This window comes from Actinomadura rifamycini DSM 43936 (assembly GCF_000425065.1).
GTDB classification, from domain to species: Bacteria; Actinomycetota; Actinomycetes; order Streptosporangiales; family Streptosporangiaceae; genus Spirillospora; species Spirillospora rifamycini.
The window spans coordinates 74,155-89,460 of record NZ_AULB01000023.1; the positions used below are offsets into that span (position 1 = coordinate 74,155).

General features: G+C 74.3%; 16 protein-coding genes and 1 riboswitch. Of the genes, 6 read left to right on the forward strand and 10 right to left on the reverse strand.

The window, feature by feature from the left end:
• Window positions 1-19: 19 nt before the first annotated feature.
• Window positions 20-2,248: a catalase/peroxidase HPI gene (gene katG, locus H505_RS0122210; protein WP_026403739.1), complete on the forward strand. Its 2,229-nt coding sequence runs from the start codon at window positions 20-22 to the stop codon at window positions 2,246-2,248.
• Window positions 2,249-2,308: 60 nt separating this feature from the next.
• On the opposite strand, the gene H505_RS0122215 is transcribed toward katG, so the two are convergent.
• Both H505_RS0122215 and H505_RS0122220 read right to left on the reverse strand, forming a co-directional pair.
• Window positions 2,309-2,737 carry a Fur family transcriptional regulator gene (locus tag H505_RS0122215; RefSeq protein WP_026403740.1) on the reverse strand — a complete coding sequence of 143 codons (429 nt, stop codon included), beginning with the start codon at window positions 2,735-2,737 and terminating at the stop codon, window positions 2,309-2,311.
• Between the two features lie 199 nt (window positions 2,738-2,936).
• Window positions 2,937-4,031, reverse strand: coding sequence for a glycerophosphodiester phosphodiesterase family protein (locus H505_RS0122220; protein ID WP_051301030.1), 1,095 nt, complete (start codon window positions 4,029-4,031; stop codon window positions 2,937-2,939).
• Window positions 4,032-4,333: 302 nt separating this feature from the next.
• Here H505_RS0122220 and H505_RS0122225 point away from each other — a divergent pair, with 302 nt between their 5' ends.
• The gene (locus tag H505_RS0122225; RefSeq protein ID WP_026403742.1) at window positions 4,334-5,359 is read left to right on the forward strand and encodes a sulfotransferase family protein; all 1,026 of its coding nucleotides are present in this window, start codon (window positions 4,334-4,336) and stop codon (window positions 5,357-5,359) included.
• A 14-nt stretch (window positions 5,360-5,373) separates the two neighbouring features.
• On the opposite strand, the gene H505_RS0122230 is transcribed toward H505_RS0122225, so the two are convergent.
• Genes H505_RS0122230 through H505_RS0122240 form a run of 3 tightly spaced genes read right to left on the reverse strand, consistent with a single transcriptional unit; the run spans window position 5,374 to window position 8,227 of the window.
• Complete coding sequence (locus H505_RS0122230; RefSeq protein ID WP_051301031.1) at window positions 5,374-6,159, reverse strand: ABC transporter ATP-binding protein; 786 nt, start codon at window positions 6,157-6,159, stop codon at window positions 5,374-5,376.
• Window positions 6,156-7,211 (reverse strand): FecCD family ABC transporter permease, encoded by a 1,056-nt coding sequence (locus H505_RS0122235; RefSeq protein ID WP_026403744.1) that lies wholly within the window; start codon window positions 7,209-7,211, stop codon window positions 6,156-6,158. Before H505_RS0122235 ends, H505_RS0122230 begins: the two co-directional genes overlap by 4 nt.
• A complete protein-coding gene (locus H505_RS0122240; RefSeq protein WP_084550639.1) occupies window positions 7,208-8,227 on the reverse strand; it encodes an ABC transporter substrate-binding protein in 1,020 nt (339 codons plus the stop codon). The genes H505_RS0122235 and H505_RS0122240 overlap by 4 nt, the downstream gene beginning before the upstream one ends.
• 37 nt (window positions 8,228-8,264) lie before the next feature.
• A riboswitch (cobalamin riboswitch) is annotated at window positions 8,265-8,446 on the reverse strand.
• Between the two features lie 128 nt (window positions 8,447-8,574).
• On the opposite strand from H505_RS0122240, the gene H505_RS0122245 reads away from it, so the two are divergent.
• Window positions 8,575-9,105 carry a dihydrofolate reductase family protein gene (locus H505_RS0122245; protein ID WP_026403746.1) on the forward strand — a complete coding sequence of 177 codons (531 nt, stop codon included), beginning with the start codon at window positions 8,575-8,577 and terminating at the stop codon, window positions 9,103-9,105.
• A 4-nt stretch (window positions 9,106-9,109) separates the two neighbouring features.
• Here H505_RS0122245 and H505_RS0122250 read toward each other — a convergent pair whose 3' ends face one another.
• The 4 genes from H505_RS0122250 to H505_RS51095 form a co-directional block, all read right to left on the reverse strand.
• Window positions 9,110-9,676, reverse strand: coding sequence for a suppressor of fused domain protein (locus tag H505_RS0122250; RefSeq protein WP_026403747.1), 567 nt, complete (start codon window positions 9,674-9,676; stop codon window positions 9,110-9,112).
• A complete protein-coding gene (locus tag H505_RS51090; protein ID WP_211238531.1) occupies window positions 9,673-9,840 on the reverse strand; it encodes a hypothetical protein in 168 nt (55 codons plus the stop codon). Before H505_RS51090 ends, H505_RS0122250 begins: the two co-directional genes overlap by 4 nt.
• A 260-nt stretch (window positions 9,841-10,100) precedes the next feature.
• Window positions 10,101-10,976 carry a M48 family metalloprotease gene (locus H505_RS0122265; RefSeq protein WP_026403749.1) on the reverse strand — a complete coding sequence of 292 codons (876 nt, stop codon included), beginning with the start codon at window positions 10,974-10,976 and terminating at the stop codon, window positions 10,101-10,103.
• Window positions 10,973-11,347: a BlaI/MecI/CopY family transcriptional regulator gene (locus tag H505_RS51095; protein WP_026403750.1), complete on the reverse strand. Its 375-nt coding sequence runs from the start codon at window positions 11,345-11,347 to the stop codon at window positions 10,973-10,975. Before H505_RS51095 ends, H505_RS0122265 begins: the two co-directional genes overlap by 4 nt.
• Before the next feature lie 163 nt (window positions 11,348-11,510).
• Between H505_RS51095 and H505_RS0122275 the strand changes: the two genes are divergently transcribed.
• Together H505_RS0122275 and H505_RS0122280 are read left to right on the forward strand one after the other, a co-directional pair.
• Window positions 11,511-12,479: a sporulation protein gene (locus H505_RS0122275; RefSeq protein ID WP_026403751.1), complete on the forward strand. Its 969-nt coding sequence runs from the start codon at window positions 11,511-11,513 to the stop codon at window positions 12,477-12,479.
• A gap of 73 nt (window positions 12,480-12,552) precedes the next feature.
• Window positions 12,553-13,887 carry a hemolysin family protein gene (locus tag H505_RS0122280; protein ID WP_026403752.1) on the forward strand — a complete coding sequence of 445 codons (1,335 nt, stop codon included), beginning with the start codon at window positions 12,553-12,555 and terminating at the stop codon, window positions 13,885-13,887.
• Window positions 13,888-13,905: 18 nt separating this feature from the next.
• Here H505_RS0122280 and H505_RS47935 read toward each other — a convergent pair whose 3' ends face one another.
• On the reverse strand, window positions 13,906-14,754 hold the full coding sequence (locus H505_RS47935; protein ID WP_051301032.1) for a poly(ethylene terephthalate) hydrolase family protein: 849 nt from the start codon (window positions 14,752-14,754) through the stop codon (window positions 13,906-13,908).
• A gap of 152 nt (window positions 14,755-14,906) precedes the next feature.
• On the opposite strand from H505_RS47935, the gene H505_RS0122290 reads away from it, so the two are divergent.
• Window positions 14,907-15,290: a helix-turn-helix domain-containing protein gene (locus tag H505_RS0122290; RefSeq protein WP_026403753.1), complete on the forward strand. Its 384-nt coding sequence runs from the start codon at window positions 14,907-14,909 to the stop codon at window positions 15,288-15,290.
• The last annotated feature ends 16 nt before the right edge of the window (window positions 15,291-15,306 follow it).

The following is a 15,306-nucleotide window of genomic DNA, read 5'->3' on the forward strand; positions in this document are numbered from 1 at the left end:
CAGCACCGGAAGGAATGACATGGCCGACAACGTTCACGACACCGGCACGACGAGCGAGGGCGGCTGCCCCGTCGCGCACGACCGCGCCCCGCACCCGACGCAGGGCGGCGGCAACCGCGGCTGGTGGCCGGACCGGCTCAACCTGAAGATGCTCGCCAAGAACCCCGCCGTGGCGAACCCGCTGGGCGAGGACTTCAACTACGCCGAGGCGTTCAACAGCCTCGACCTGCCCGCGGTGAAGGAGGACATCGCGCGCGTCCTCACCGACTCGCAGGACTGGTGGCCGGCCGACTTCGGGCACTACGGCCCGCTGATCATCCGGATGGCGTGGCACAGCGCCGGCACCTACCGGGTCAGCGACGGCCGCGGCGGCGCCGGCGCGGGCCAGCAGCGGTTCGCGCCGCTGAACAGCTGGCCGGACAACGCGAGCCTGGACAAGGCCCGCCGCGTCCTGTGGCCGGTCAAGCAGAAGTACGGCCGCAAGATCTCCTGGGCCGACCTGATGATCCTGGCCGGCAACGTCGCCCTCGAGACGATGGGCCTGAAGACGTACGGCTTCGGCGGCGGCCGCGAGGACGCCTGGGAGGCCGAGGAGGACGTCTTCTGGGGCCCCGAGACCGCCTGGCTGGACGACGAGCGCTACAGCGGCGACCGCGACCTGGAGAAGCCCCTCGCCGCGGTGCAGATGGGCCTCATCTACGTCAACCCCGAGGGCCCGAACGGCAACCCCGACCCGGTGGCCGCGGCCCGCGACATCCGCGAGACCTTCGGCCGCATGGGGATGAACGACGAGGAGACCGTCGCGCTGATCGCGGGCGGCCACACCTTCGGCAAGACGCACGGCGCGGCCCCCGGCGACGAGCACATCGGCCCCGAGCCGGAGAGCGCCCCGCTGGAGGACATGGGCCTCGGCTGGAAGAGCACCCACGGCTCCGGCAAGGGCCGCGACTCCCACACCAGCGGCCTCGAAGTCACCTGGACGCCCACCCCGACCACGTGGGACAACACCTTCTGGGACGTCCTCTTCGGCTACGAGTGGGAGCTGACGAAGAGCCCGGCGGGCGCGCACCAGTGGCGGCCGAAGGACGGCGCGGGCGCCGACACCGTGCCCGACCCCGAGGACGGCACGCTGAACCGCCAGCCGATGATGCTGACGACCGACCTGTCGCTGCGCTTCGACCCGATCTACGAGCCGATCTCGCGCCGCTTCAAGGACGACCCGGACGCGTTCGCGGACGCCTTCGCCCGCGCCTGGTTCAAGCTGACGCACCGCGACATGGGGCCGGTCGTCCGCTACCTCGGCCCCGAGGTCCCGACCGAGGAGCTCGTCTGGCAGGACCCGGTCCCGGCGGTGGACCACGAGCTCGTCGGCCCCGAGGACGTCGCCGCCCTCAAGGCGCGGCTGCTCGACTCGGGCCTGTCGGTGTCCCAGCTGGCCGCCACCGCGTGGGCGGCGGCCGCGTCGTTCCGCGGCACCGACAAGCGGGGCGGCGCCAACGGCGCCCGCATCCGGCTGGAGCCGCAGCGGAACTGGGAGGTCAACGACCCCGACCGGCTCGCGACGGCGCTGCGCACCCTGGAGCAGGTTCAGGAGGCGTTCAACGCCGAGCAGACGGGCGGCAAGCGGATCTCGCTGGCCGACCTCATCGTGCTCGGCGGGTGCGCGGCCGTCGAGAAGGCCGCGAAGGACGCCGGCCACGACATCGAGGTGCCGTTCACCCCGGGCCGCACCGACGCGTCGCAGGAGCAGACCGACGTGGAGTCGTTCGAGGTGATGGAGCCCATGCACGACGGGTTCCGCAACTTCCTGAAGAAGGGGCACCAGCTCCCGGGCGAGTTCCTGCTGGTCGACCGGGCGAACCTGCTCACCCTGAGCGCGCCCGAGATGACCGTCCTCGTCGGCGGCCTGCGCGTCCTCGGCGTGAACCACGGGCAGTCGTCCCTGGGCGTCCTCACCGACACCCCCGGGACGCTGACCAACGACTTCTTCGTGAACCTGCTCGACATGGGCACGGTGTGGAAGCCGGTGGACGAGAACTCCGAGACCTTCGAGGGCCGCGACGCCTCCGGGAACGTCCGGTGGACGGGCAGCCGCGCCGACCTCGTGTTCGGCGCGAACGCCGAGCTCCGCGCGGTCGCGGAGGTCTACGCGAGCGACGACGCGAAGGAGAAGTTCGTCGCCGACTTCGTCGCCGCGTGGGACAAGGTCATGAACCTCGACCGGTACGACCTCGCCGCGCTCGCCTGACCGACCGTTCCGGGCCGGCCCGCACGGGCCGGCCCGGCCGCCGGGCGCCCGGCGCCGCCGTCAGGCGGCCCGGCACCGGGGGCACAGGCCCCAGAACGTCACGTCCGCCTCGTCGACCAGGTACCCGGAGTCGTCGACCGGGTCGAGGCACGGCGGGTGCCCGACCGCGCAGTCGACGTCCTTGACGGCGCCGCACTGCCGGCACACGAGGTGGTGGTGGTTGTCGCCGACGCGCCCCTCGAACCGCGCCGGGCTCCCGGCGGGCTCGATGCGGCGCACGAGACCGGCCGCGGTGAGCGCGTGCAGCGCCTCGTACACCGCCTGGAGGCTGATGTGGCCCACGCGGTCGCGGATCCCGGACGCGATCGCCTCGACGCCGAGGTGGTCGCCGGCCCGGACGGTCTCGAGCAGCGCGACGCGCGCGGCCGTCACCCGCAGGCCGGCACCGCGCAGCTCCTGGGCGGCGTTCGGGGGCTGGGATGCGGTCATGGCGTCAACCTAACTTCATAAATGCGAACGGTTCAAGACAACGAATGATGCGGCCGGGGCGCGGTCAGCAGTTAAAATACCCGGCCGCGCCGACCGGCCGGGCACCCCCCTCCGCCCCCGCGGCCCGCGTCCCCGCACGAAGAGAGCCGGACCGCCCCCGTGGGGCGGTCCGGCCTCCGCGTCCCGGACGTGTCCGGAGTCACCCGGCGCGGACGCGCTCCCGGGGGTGCGGCTTCCGCGCCTCGTACCGCTTCGGCAGCCGCAGCCCGCGCCCGTCCATCACCGCGCGGAGCAGGTCGGGCCGGTCGGTGATGAGGCCGTCCACGCCGTCGTCCATCAGCGCGTTCATCGTGGCCGGGTCGTTGACCGTCCAGGGCACCACCTTCAGCCCCAGCCGGTGCGCCCGCCGCACCATGTCCCGGGTGACGTAGGGCCGGTAGCCGGGGTCGGTGACCTTCCCGTTCTGCGGGAAGCCGTGCACCGGCGAGAACGCGGACGCCCCGAACGACCGGACGGCCGCCAGCGGGTCGCCGCCGAAGTCGTCGATGTCGATGCCGCCCAGCCACGGCGACCGCCCGGGCCGCCCGGTCTGCAGGAAGTCGCGGTTGGTGAGCGCCACCAGCTCCAGCCGCGGCTCCACCTCCCGCATCCGCATCAGCGCGCCCCAGTCGAAGCTCTGGATCGTCACCTGCCGCAGCATCCGCGCCTTGCGCACCTCGTGCGCCGTGATCCGGACGAACTGCTCGCGCGGCGCCGTCTCGTGCGGCGCCCCGGCCTCGACCTTCGTCTCGACGTTGAGCTTCACGCCGTAGGCCCGGTACCGGTGCACGAGGTCGAACACCTCGCCGAGCAGCGGCATCCGCGCCCCCGGCACGGGCCGCTGCCCCGGATGCTCCGGCAGGGTCAGCGACCCGCAGTCCAGGGTCCGCACCTGCCGCAGCGTCAGGTCCTTGACGTACTTCCCGACGTACGGATACTCGGGGTCGCCGGGGAACGCGGGCCGGGTGTCCCGGCACTTCTTCGCGCTGACCTGCCGGTCGTGGGTGACGACCGCGCGCCGGTCCGCGGTGATCTGCACGTCCAGCTCCAGCGTGCTCACGCCGAGCTCCAGCGCGTTCGCGAACGCCGCCGTCGTGCTCTCCGCCACGAGCCCGAGCCCGCCCCGGTGCGCCTGCAGGTCGAACCGCGTCCCGCGCCGTTCCCCGGCCTCCGCCGGCACCGCGACCCCGACCGCCGGCACGGCCGCCGCGCACACCGCGGCGCACACCGCCGCGGCCCTCCGCCACATCCTCATGAACGCTCTTCCTTCCGCCGCGGCGCCGCGCCGGGGCGGCCCCACCCTCGCCGCCGGCCGCAGCGCCCGCCCGTGCACGGGGTGACCCCCGCATGATCACCACCTGAACAACGGATCGCGGGCCCGGGCCCGCGCGTTCCGGGCCCGCTACCGGCACAATGTGCGGGGTGTCCTCCTTGTGCCACGGAGCCGTCGACCAGGACAGACCGGGGTAAGAGGGTGCATGGATTCCACTCGTCGTGACCGGGGGCGTGAACGTGAACTCTCAGACGGAAGAGGCTTCGGCCGTGCCCGGAAGGCTCGTGAACCTCCGATCGCGGCTGCCCAAGGCGCCGGACCGGCCGCCGGCGTCGGTCTTCGTCCTCGGCACCCTGTTCTCGGGGTCGACGCTGATCGGCCGCGACATGACGACCCGGATCAAGAAGGCCCACTACGTGGGCGAGCTGAACAACTTCACCCAGGTCCCCGGGTTCAGCCACAAGGACGCCGGGATGGTCTGCGGCCCGTGCTCCCTGCTCGGCCGGGAGTGCCGACACTTCACCGACGCGCTCCGCGAGCGCGTGTCGTACGACGACATCCTCGGCATGCACGGGGAGCTCGCGCGGTCGCTGGGCGCCGCGGCGATCCTCGACGGGAGCAAGTACGTCGCCTGGCTCCGCCGGGCCGTCGAGCAGAAGCAGGCCGACCCGGCGAACCGGACCCCGCTCAGCGTCATCCTGACCGCGCGCAACCCGATCGCCTTCGCGATCAGCCACCGCAACCGGACGGGCGAGCCGCTGTGGCAGGGCGCGAACATCTGGCGGAACACCTACGTCGACGCGCTCCGGACGGTGAACACGCACGGGCTCCCGCACATGGTGGTGCGCTACGAGGGCTACATGGCGCGCCCGGAACGGCACCTCGACCGGCTGGCCGCCTTCCTGCACCTGCCGCTGCGGGACAAGGCGGACACCGGCCGCATCCACGACGCCGGCGGCAACTGGAGCTCCTTCGTGCCCTACGTCGGCAAGGAGCAGCTCGAGGAGCACATCGGACGGCTCGACGGGCCCGCGCGCGCCGAGGCGGAGCTGTTCGTGGAGAAGGCGCGCCCCTACTGGAACAACGAGAAGCCCAAGGCGGACACCCGCTGGCACCGCAGCCTCACCGCCGGTGAGGCCAACGCGATCATCGGCACTCCCGGGCTGGCCGACATCGCAGGCATCGTCGGCTACAACGTCGCCGACCTGGTCCACCGGGCCGTCCGGCCGAACCGGCCGCCCGCGGGCCGCGGCGCGGGCCGCGGCGCGGGGCTGGAGCCCGGCGCGGGGGCGGAGCCGGCCGCGCGGTGAACGGGTGGGGCGGCTCACTCCGGTAGGACGGTGATCTGCGGGACGCCCGTGCGGGGATGCGCGGTGACCTCGGCGTCGACGCGGTACACGGCGGCGAGCAGGTCCGCGGTGAGCACCTCGGCGGGCGTCCCGGCGGCGACCGTGCGGCCGCCGTCCAGCACGTGCACGCGGTCGCAGTACGCCGCCGCGAGGTTCAGGTCGTGCAGCGCGATGACGGCCGTGACGCCGAGGCGGCGGACGAGCCGGAGCGCGTCGATCTGGTGCCGCAGGTCGAGGTGGTTGGTCGGCTCGTCCAGCACCAGGGTGCCGGTGCGCTGGGCGAGCGCGCGGGCGATGAGGACGCGCTGCTTCTCGCCGCCCGACAGCCGGTCGAACGGCGCGTCCGCCAGGTCCGCGGCCTCCAGCTCGGCCAGCGCCCCGAAGATGATCGCGCGGTCGGCGTCGTCGTCGCCCTGGAACGCGCGCTTGTGCGGGGTGCGGCCCATCGCGACGACGTCGTACGCGGTCAGCTCGAAGTCCCCCGGGGCCTCCTGCAGGACGGCGGCGAGCCGCCGCGCGAGGAGCCGCCCGGGCATCCGGCGCACGTCGCCGCCGTCCAGCAGGACGCGCCCGGACGCCGGGCGCAGCGCCCGGTAGAACGTGCGCAGCAGCGTCGACTTGCCCGCCCCGTTCGGCCCGACGAGCCCGATGACCTGGGACGGCGCCGCGACCAGCGACACGCGGTCGACGAGCGTCCGGCCGCCGAGCACGACCGACACCGCCTCCGCCTCGAGCGTCCCGGGTCCGGTCCGCGGGGTCACCGGGCCGCCTTCCGCCGCATCAGGTACAGGAACACCGGGCCGCCGACCAGGGCGGTGAGGATGCCCACGGGGATCTCCTCCGGGCTGATCAGGGTCCGCGCGGCGAGGTCCGCGGCGGTCAGGAAGGACGCGCCGAGCAGCGCGACGACCGGGAGCGCGCGGCGGTGGTCGGCGCCGACCAGCAGCCGCACGGCGTGCGGCATGATCAGCCCGACGAACCCGATGGCGCCGCTCACCGCGACGATCGTCCCGGTCATCAGCGCGACCAGCACGAACAGCGCGGCGCGGAAGCGGTGCACGTCCATCCCGAGCGCCGTCGCGGCCTCCTCCCCGGCCAGCAGCAGGTTCAGCGGGCGGGACAGCCCGAGCAGGACCGCGGTCCCGGCCAGGACCGCCGCCGCCGGGATCCACAGCACCGCCCAGGTGGTGCCGCCGAGGCCGCCGAGCATCCAGCGCAGCGCCGACTCCGCGCCGTGCGGGTCGTCCGAGGTGATGACCAGGTAGCTCGCGACCGCCGACAGCACCTCCGCCGTCGCGACGCCCGCGAGGACGAGCCGCACCGTCGTCATCCGGCCGCCCGAGCGGGCGAGCGCGTACACCAGGACGAGCGCGAGGAGGGCGCCGCCGAACGCGGCCAGCGGCAGCGAGAACATCCCGAACCACGACACGTGGAACACCACGACCAGCACCGCCCCGACCGACGCGCCGGACGACACCCCGAGCAGCATCGGATCGGCGAGCGGGTTCCGGACGATCGCCTGCAGCGCCATGCCGCACACCGACAGGCCCGCGCCGACGACCCCGCACAGCAGGACGCGCGGGAGGCGCACGTCGAGCACGATCGTCTCGCGGGCGGGCGTCCAGTCCGCGGCCGGTGCGAGGTGCAGCCGGTGCAGCAGGATGCCCCACACCTGGTCGGGCGGGATGCCGACGGACCCGACGGCGATCGCGGCCGTCGCGGTCCCGAGCAGCAGCGCCCCGAGCAGGACCAGGACGAGCGGGTACGGGGCGCGCACGCGGGGGAGCGCGACCCGCCCCGCGGTCGCGGTCACGCGAAGCGGTCCGGGTGCAGCTGGCGGGCGAGCGCCTCCACCGCGCCCGCCGCCCGCACGCCGGTGACCGTCGACGACAGCGGCAGCACCGCGAACCGCTCGTCGCGGATCGCGGGCACGTCCCGCAGCGCCGGGTGCTCCAGCAGGAACTTCTTCTTGTCCTCGACGGGCCGGTCGCCGTAGTCGTAGATGAGGACGACCTCGGGCGCGCGTTCGGCGAACTGCTCGAACGAGACGTCCCCGTACGCGTCGTCGAGGTCGGCGAACAGGTTTTTGCCGCCCGCGAGCCGGATGATTTCGCTGCCGATCCCGGCGCCGCCCGAGGTGAACACGGTCCGGTCGCCGCTGTCGTACACGGCGACCGTCAGCGGGTCGGCGCCCGCGAGGGCGGCGGCGGTCCGCTCCAGGACGGCGCGCATGGACGCGATCCGCTCCTCGGCGCGCGCGGACACCCCGAAGATCTTCGCGACGGTGCGGACCTCCTCCTCGACCGTCGCCATCGTCACCGGGCCGCCGGGGCACTCCTCGATGTTGAGGTGCGTGTCGATGCCGGCCTCGCGGAGGGCCGCGCGGCTCCGCCCGTCCTGCTCGGCGAACGCGCTGGCCCAGCCGCCGTACACGAAGTCGGGTTCGGCGGCCAGCAGCACCTCGAACGACGGGTACTCGTCGGCCAGCACCTCGATCCCGCCGTAGGCCCGCTCGAACTCCGGCGGGACGGCGTCGTCCGGGAACGCGGTCCCGACCATCGACCGTTCGAGGCCGAGCGCGAGCATCACCTCGGTCGCGTGCTGGTTCAGCGACACCGCGCGGCGCGGGGGCCGCTCGTAGGTGGTCGTGACGCCGCAGTTCTCGACCGTCACCGGGAAGCCGGGCGGCGCGGCGCCGTCCCGTCCGTCCGCGGCGCGGCCGGACGCGCCGCAGCCCGACAGCAGGAGCACGAGTGCGAGGGCGGACCCGAGCGCCGAGCGCGCCCGCCGTCCGCCGCGGTCCCGGACCACCGGGAGTCCAACGGCCATGCCAGCCTCTCCTCTCTGGGGAGATCCGCCCCAGTTACCGTGAGGAGGCGACCGCGTGAGTCTCCTGGCTCTCGGGTCGTCGCTCGCCCCGGCCTTCCCGCCCCGAAAGGGGCGGTGGCGTGTTCGGGGTCCGCTCGCCGATCACAGTGGCGGGACCGCGCCGGATTCGCACCGGACTTCCTCGTTCCGCCGTCGCCTACGCGGGCCATTGTGGCACAGCGGGCATCCCGCGCCTCTGCGGCACACAAGACGAATGACGCGACCCGCGCGGCGCGTTCCGGGGGCCGGCCGATGAGTTCCGGGCCCCCGCCCGGTCGACCCCTTCGACCGTCACGAAAGGAAGAAGCGTGGCAAAGCTCCTGTACTCGGCGACGATGTCGCTCGACGGCTTCATCGCGGCACCGGGCGGGGACATGTCCTGGCTGACCGAGCACCTGGCCGCCCCCGACCCGGCGGCCGAGGGGCTCGTCGACCGGATCGGCGCCATCCTCGCCGGGAACGGCACCTACGGCGGCGGCGACCCGAACGAGGGCACCGACAAGGAGGGGGCGTTCGGCGGGCGGTACGACGGGCCGATGGTCGTCCTGACGCACCGGCCCCCGGCGGAGCCCGTCCCGGGGGTCGTCTTCGCCGGCGACCTGCGCACCGCCGTCGCCGAGGCCCGCGCCGCCGCCGGCGACCGCTACGTCAACGTCCTCGGCGCGAACGTCGCCCGGCAGTGCGTCGAGGCCGGAATCCTCGACGAGGTGCTCGTCTTCATCGCCCCCGTCCTCCTCGGGGACGGCGTGCGCCTGTTCGACAGCCCCGGCGGCACGCGCGTCCGGCTGGAACCCCTCGAGGACGAGTCCGCGCACTGGTACCGCGTCGTGTACCCGTGACGCCTCAGACGGCCGACTTCCGGTGGAGGTCGAGGATGTCGGTGCCGTTCAGCCGCCACACCTCCATCAGGCCGGAGAAGCCCTCCTCCTCGTCGCGGACGAACAGGAACTCGGCGTCGGTCATCGGCACCACCGTCACGAACCGGAGCGCGGCCTCACCGGCGGCGTTGCGGAAGTAGGCGAACTCCTTCGGCAGGAGCGGGTGCAGGAAGTGGGCGAAGGCGGAGATCCGGGTGTCGGGGATCAGCGGCTCCGCGTTGCGGTACCCGCCCCCGTAGCCGTGCCCCCGGCCGCTCTTCACCGCGTTCGAGGCGGCGACGTGCGCCAGGTAGCCCGCCTCCGACTCCTGTCCCGGACGCGCCGAGCAGACGATCTCCTCGGGCAGTTCGAACTCCAGGTCCTGGAACCGGACCCCGGTGGTCGCGGCCGACACCATCTCGAACTCGGGGTGCCGGTGGTAGCCGATCGCGAACCCGCGGTTGAAGCCGAGGACGTCCGGCGGCTCGGCGTGCGTCACGGGGCCGAGGTACCGCTCGGCGTGCTCGAACAGACCTTCGTAGGGAGACGTCATACGAAAAACCTAGGGGTCGTTCGCGTTCCTTCATGCGCCTTTCCGTGGAAAAGGGCGACGCCCGCGCCGCCCATGGGGACGCCGCCCAGCGCGTGCCAGGTCGAAGGGTCCTGCGCGTCGCGGTCGATCATCACGCCGCCGCCGACCCGGGCGAACTCGTCCATCCGCGCGCGGATGAGGGCCTGCACTTCGGCGTCGCGATCCGGCGTTGAGGAACACCGCGTCGGCGGTGATCCGCAGGTGCTCCCGGACGGCGCCGCCGCCGGTCGATGCCGGGTGCGGGGCGGGCGAGATGTCGTTCACCGGCGCGCCTACCGCAGGGCGCTTCCGTCCAGCAGGTCGAGGGTGGAGCGGTGGTCGGTCTCGCGGGCCTCGCCGGCGCCGCCGCGCCGCGGTCCCATGCGGCGTCGCCTTCCTTCGGGGGTCAGAGGATGGCCAGGCCGAGGGCGTGGTCGAGCTGCCAGGCGGTCGACGCCAGGACGCCCGTGCACAGGCCCGCGCCGGTGAGGACGACGGGGCCGGTGACGGTGTTCTTGGCGGGGGCGGAGCGGAGCAGCGCCTGGACGCGCTGGACGACGCCGGAGTCGGTGAACGCGGAGAGCGGCGGCGGGGACGCGTCGCCGGACGGGCGGGCGAGGGCGACCCGCGCGATGGTGCGGGCGACGAGCTCGCGGTCGCCGACGGCCTCGGCGGCGTCCTCGTCCGCCCAGCGCTCCAGGTGGAAGCGGAGCCGCCCGTTGAGCCGCCGCAGGAACGGCAGGGTGCCCGCGGCGAGCGCGCCGGCGGCGAGGTAGTGGTGGTGGCGGTGCCGCAGGTGGGACGCCTCGTGGTGCAGCACCGCGCGCAGTTCGGCCGGGTCGAGGAGCGCCAGCAGCCCGCGGGAGACCAGGACGCCGCGGCCGGGGACGGCCAGCGCCAGCGGCACGTCGGAGTCGGCGATCGAGCGGGCGCCGCGCGCGGCGCGGCGGACCTCGGCGGCCCAGCGGGACGCGAGCCGGGCGGCGGCGAGGACGCACAGGCAGGTGAGCGCGCAGGCGGGGGCGCCGAGGGCGGCGTGCACCGGGCGGTCGTCGCCGAACAGCGCCCACTCGGGCAGCCGGTCGGCGGCGTGCGGGAACAGGGTGGCCGCGTAGTTGAGGCTGATGAACAGCAGCGTCCCGATGACGGTCGTCACGGCCATGCCCGCGACCGTGGCGAGCAGCCGCGCCGTCCAGGACGGGTGGAGCGGCAGCGGGACGGCGCTCAGCGCGGCGCCGAGCGCGAGCACCAGCGTGGCGGGCAGGAGCGTCAGCCAGATCACGCGGATTCTCCGGGGGAGCGGCGGGGGTCGGCGAGGACGGCGCGCAGGGCGCGCTCCTCGTCGGCGGTGAGGTCCTGCACGAACCGGCTGAGGACGCTGGACGGGTCGCTGGCGAGGCGCAGGTGGTCGCGCATCCGGTCGGCGACGAGCCGGGACTCGTCGACCGCCAGCCGGTACCGGTAGTGGCGGCCCTGCCGCGCACGGGTGACGAGGTGCTTGGCGTGCAGCCGGAACAGGATGGTGTTGATCGTGGTGTAGGCGGGGTCGCCGGGGATGCGGTCGCGCAGTTCGGCCGTGCTGACCGGGCCGTCCGCGGCGGCGAGCGCGGCCAGCACCTCGGCCTCCAGATGTCCCAGCGCGCGTCGCGCCACCGGCCGCACCTCCCTCGTCCCGCGGGCGCTGCGCCCGTTCCGGAAGCTTAATCGTGCCCGTTGCCCGCGGGGATTCACGAGACTGGAAACTACACGTGTAATAACGTTGTCCCGGGAGACGCCGGCGGCGGAGCCGGCGTCGCGCGGCGCGAAGGAAGGCGTTGTGGGGTTCAAGAAGATGCTGGGCGCGTTCGGGGTGGGCGGCCCGAAGGTCGACACCGTGCTCACCGAACCGCGCCGCCGTCCCGGCGAGACCCTGGCGGGCGAGGTGCGCATCACCGCCGCCGACTACGCCGTGGACGTCCAGCGGGTGTCGCTGGGCCTGGTCGCGCGGGTCGAGGTCGAGCACGGGGACGGCGAGTCGGCGGGCGCCCTGGAGTTCGGCCGCGCGGACGCGGCGGGGGCGTTCCGGCTGGAGGCCGGGGAGGACCGCGTCCTCCCGTTCGAGCTGGCGCTGCCGTGGGAGGCGCCGATCACCGAGGTGCACGGGCATCCGCTGCACGGCATGGCGCTGGGGGTGCGCACCGAGCTGGCGCTGGCGAAGGCCGTCGACAAGGGCGACCTGGACCCGGTCGCGGTGGTCCCGCTGCCGTCGCAGGAGCGCGTGCTGGACGCCTTCGACCGGCTCGGCTTCGGGTTCAAGGGCGCCGACCTCGAGTACGGCCGCCTCCACGGCGTGGACCAGGAGCTGCCGTTCTACCAGGAGATCGAGTTCTCCGCGCCGCCCGCGTACGCGGGCCGGATCGGCGAGGTGGAGCTGACGTTCGTCGCCGACCCGGTCGGCATGGCGGTGGTGCTGGAGGCCGACCGGCGCGGCGGCCTGTTCGGCTCGTCCGACCAGGTCTTCCGGCTGCGCGTCGGCCACGAGGAGGCGGTGTCCCTCGACTGGACGGCCGAGCTGGCCCGCTGGCTGGACGACCTGGCCGGCGGGCCGTCCGGCCACCGCGCCGGGTACGCGGACCACCACGGCCACGGCGGGGACAAGGGGCACGGGCACGGCGGCGGTCCGGGCTGGGCGGGCGTCGCGGCCGGGGCGGCGGTGGGCGTCGCCGCCGGGGTCGCCGGCGGCATGATCGCCGGCGAGGTGCTGGAGGAGGTCTTCGAGGACGACGAGGGCGACGAGGAGGACTGAGCGCCCGCGCCGGGACCCCATCGGCTACACGTGTAGTTTGTCTGGGTCGGCGTAGGCGGGTGAACGGGAAGTCATGGGCGATTACTGGGTGAACATCGCGCTGGTCGCGGTCCTCGTGCTGCTGAACGCGGTGTTCGCCGGGAGCGAGATCGCGCTGATCTCCCTGCGCGAGGGCCAGCTCCGGCAGCTCGACCGCCGCGGCGGCGCCGCCGCGCGCACCCTGGTGCGGCTGGCCCGCGACCCCAACCGGTTCCTCGCCACCATCCAGGTCGGCATCACGCTGGCGGGCTTCCTGGCCTCGGCCGCCGCGGCGGTGTCGCTGGCCGAGCCGCTCGTGGCGCCGCTGGGGTTCCTCGGCGGCGCGGCCGAACCGGTCGCGATCGCCCTGGTCACGGTGGTGCTGTCGTTCGTCACCCTGGTCTTCGGGGAGCTGGCGCCCAAGCGGCTCGCGATGCAGTTCGCCGAGCGCTGGGCGATGCTCGTCGCCCGCCCGCTGGACGTCCTGTCGCTGGTCTCCCGCCCGGCCATCTGGGCCCTCGGGGCGTCCACCGACCTGGTGGTGCGGACGCTCGGCGGCGACCCGCGCGCCGACAAGGAGCAGCTCAGCCCGGAGGAGCTGCGGGACCTGGTGGCGGGGCACCGCGGGCTCACCGCCGAGCAGCGGCAGATCATCTCCGGCGCGCTGGAGATCCACGAGCGGACGCTCCGCGAGGTGCTGCGCCCGCGCCGCGAGGTGTTCACCCTGCCGGACGACCAGCCGACCGGGCGGGCGCGCACCGCGCTGGCCGAGTCGGGGCACTCGCGGGCCCCGGTCATCGCGGCGGGGGAGCTGGACGACGTCGTCGGCATCGCGAACCTGCGCGACCTGACGACCGGCGACCCGGCGGCCCCCGTCGCGGCGCTGGCCCGCCCGGCGGTCGTCTTCCCCGACTCGGTGCGGGTGTCGGAGGCGCTGCGCCGGTTCAAGGCCGAGCACCAGCAGCTCGCGCTCGTCGTGGACGAGCACGGCGGCGTCGAGGGCATCGTCACCCTGGAGGACCTGCTGGAGGAGATCGTCGGGGAGATCTACGACGAGACCGACCGCGACGTGCTGGCCGTGCGGACCGAGCCCGACGGGGCGCTGCTGCTCCCGGGCACGTTCCCGATCCACGACCTCCCCGACCTCGGCGTGGAGGTGGCCGACCCGCCCGCCGGGGACTACACCACCGTCGCCGGGCTCGTCCTCGCGAAGCTGCGCCGCGTCCCCGAACGGCCCGGGGACCGCGTCGGCGTCTCCGGCTGGACGATCGAGGTCACCGACGTCGACCGGCACGCGATCACGGGCGTGCGGATGCGTCCCGTCCGGAAGTCCGCCGGACGGCGCGACGCCGCCGACACGGCCGACCCGGCGGACCGGGGCGACCGGTAGGGCGTGCGGCAGGCGGCGTCACCAGTTCTTGTACCGGACGTCGCCCAGGCCGCAGAACGTGCAGGCCCCGCTCAGGAAGTCCTCCGTGCGGCGGAACTCCTCGTCCGCCAGATGCCACCGCAGCCACGCCGTGATGATGTGCTGCCCGTTGCGCGTGGCGAGGATGTGGTCGGTGTCGTCCAGGATGTTGAACCAGACCGGGACGTCCGTGTTCGCGTAGTCCCGCTCGATGTTGCCGGTGGCGAAGTCGCTGTCGCCGCCGATGTAGAGCGCGGGCTTCCGCAGGTTGTCCGGGCCGTTCCCGTCGAAGGACCCGCCGGCCACGTGGACCGTCGTCGCCGGCCGCGGGTCGTCCGCCGCGTCGAACGTCCCGATCGACCCGCGCGAATGCCCGCCGAACGCGATCTCCGACGTGTCGAGGTCCTGGTAGAGCGGGCTGAGCGGGCTCGAGTTCTGCCGCTCCAGCCAGTCGAGGGCCTCGACCATGTAGGCGCCGCTGCTGGACGACACCTCGCTGTAGACGACGAACCCGTGCGAGGCCCACTGGCGCAGCATGTCCGCGTAGTCGGACGGGTCGGACCCCGCGCCCGGACCCCACACGAGGACCGGGTGGTCCACGCCGTCCGCGCCCGCGTTCGCCGGGTACACGAGCCACCCGTCGTTCCCGGGGCCCGCGGACTCGTCGACCGCCACCGCGTACGGGCCGGGCGCGGTCACGTCGTCCACCGGGGGCAGCGAGCCCGCCGGGGGCTCCGCGCCGCCGTCCCCGGCCTCGACGCGCACGTCGTCCACGGTGAGCGTGGCGGTGCCCGCGGCGCCGATGGCGGCGGCGCCGTACGTGCGCAGGCGCCCGCTGGTGCGCGACATGGGGTGATCCCTTCTGGCCGGGAACCGGACGCCGCCAAGTCAAACCGCGATCCCGCCGCCGGGAATCGGGGAAATCGCCGGTGCGCGCCCCGGCCGTTCAGCGGTGGGCGGAAGGGATGGGTCCGGCGCCGCCGCCGACTTACGATGTGCGCATGGCCGAGAGCATCCGACCGGACGAGACGCCGCACGAGCGGACCGCGACGCGACCGGCGGCGGAGCCGCTGTGGCGCGCCGCGCTCGGCTCGTGCCTGCGGAGCCTGCGCCTGGAGCGCGGAGAGATCCTGGTGGAGACCGCGCGCCGCGCCGGGGTCTCGCCGCAGTACCTCTCCGAGATCGAGCGCGGTGTCAAGGAGCCGTCGAGCGAGATGATCGCCGCGGTCGCCGGCGCCCTGGACACCACCCTCGCCGACCTGACCCTCGCCGTCGCGACGAGCCTGCTGGCCGTCCCGGCCGGCACCGCCCTCCCGGGAGCGGCGCGGGCCGGATCCGCCCCGGCGGGCCCGACCTGCAGCGCCGCCTACGCGCTGGCCGCCTGACCGGCCCGCGCGGTCC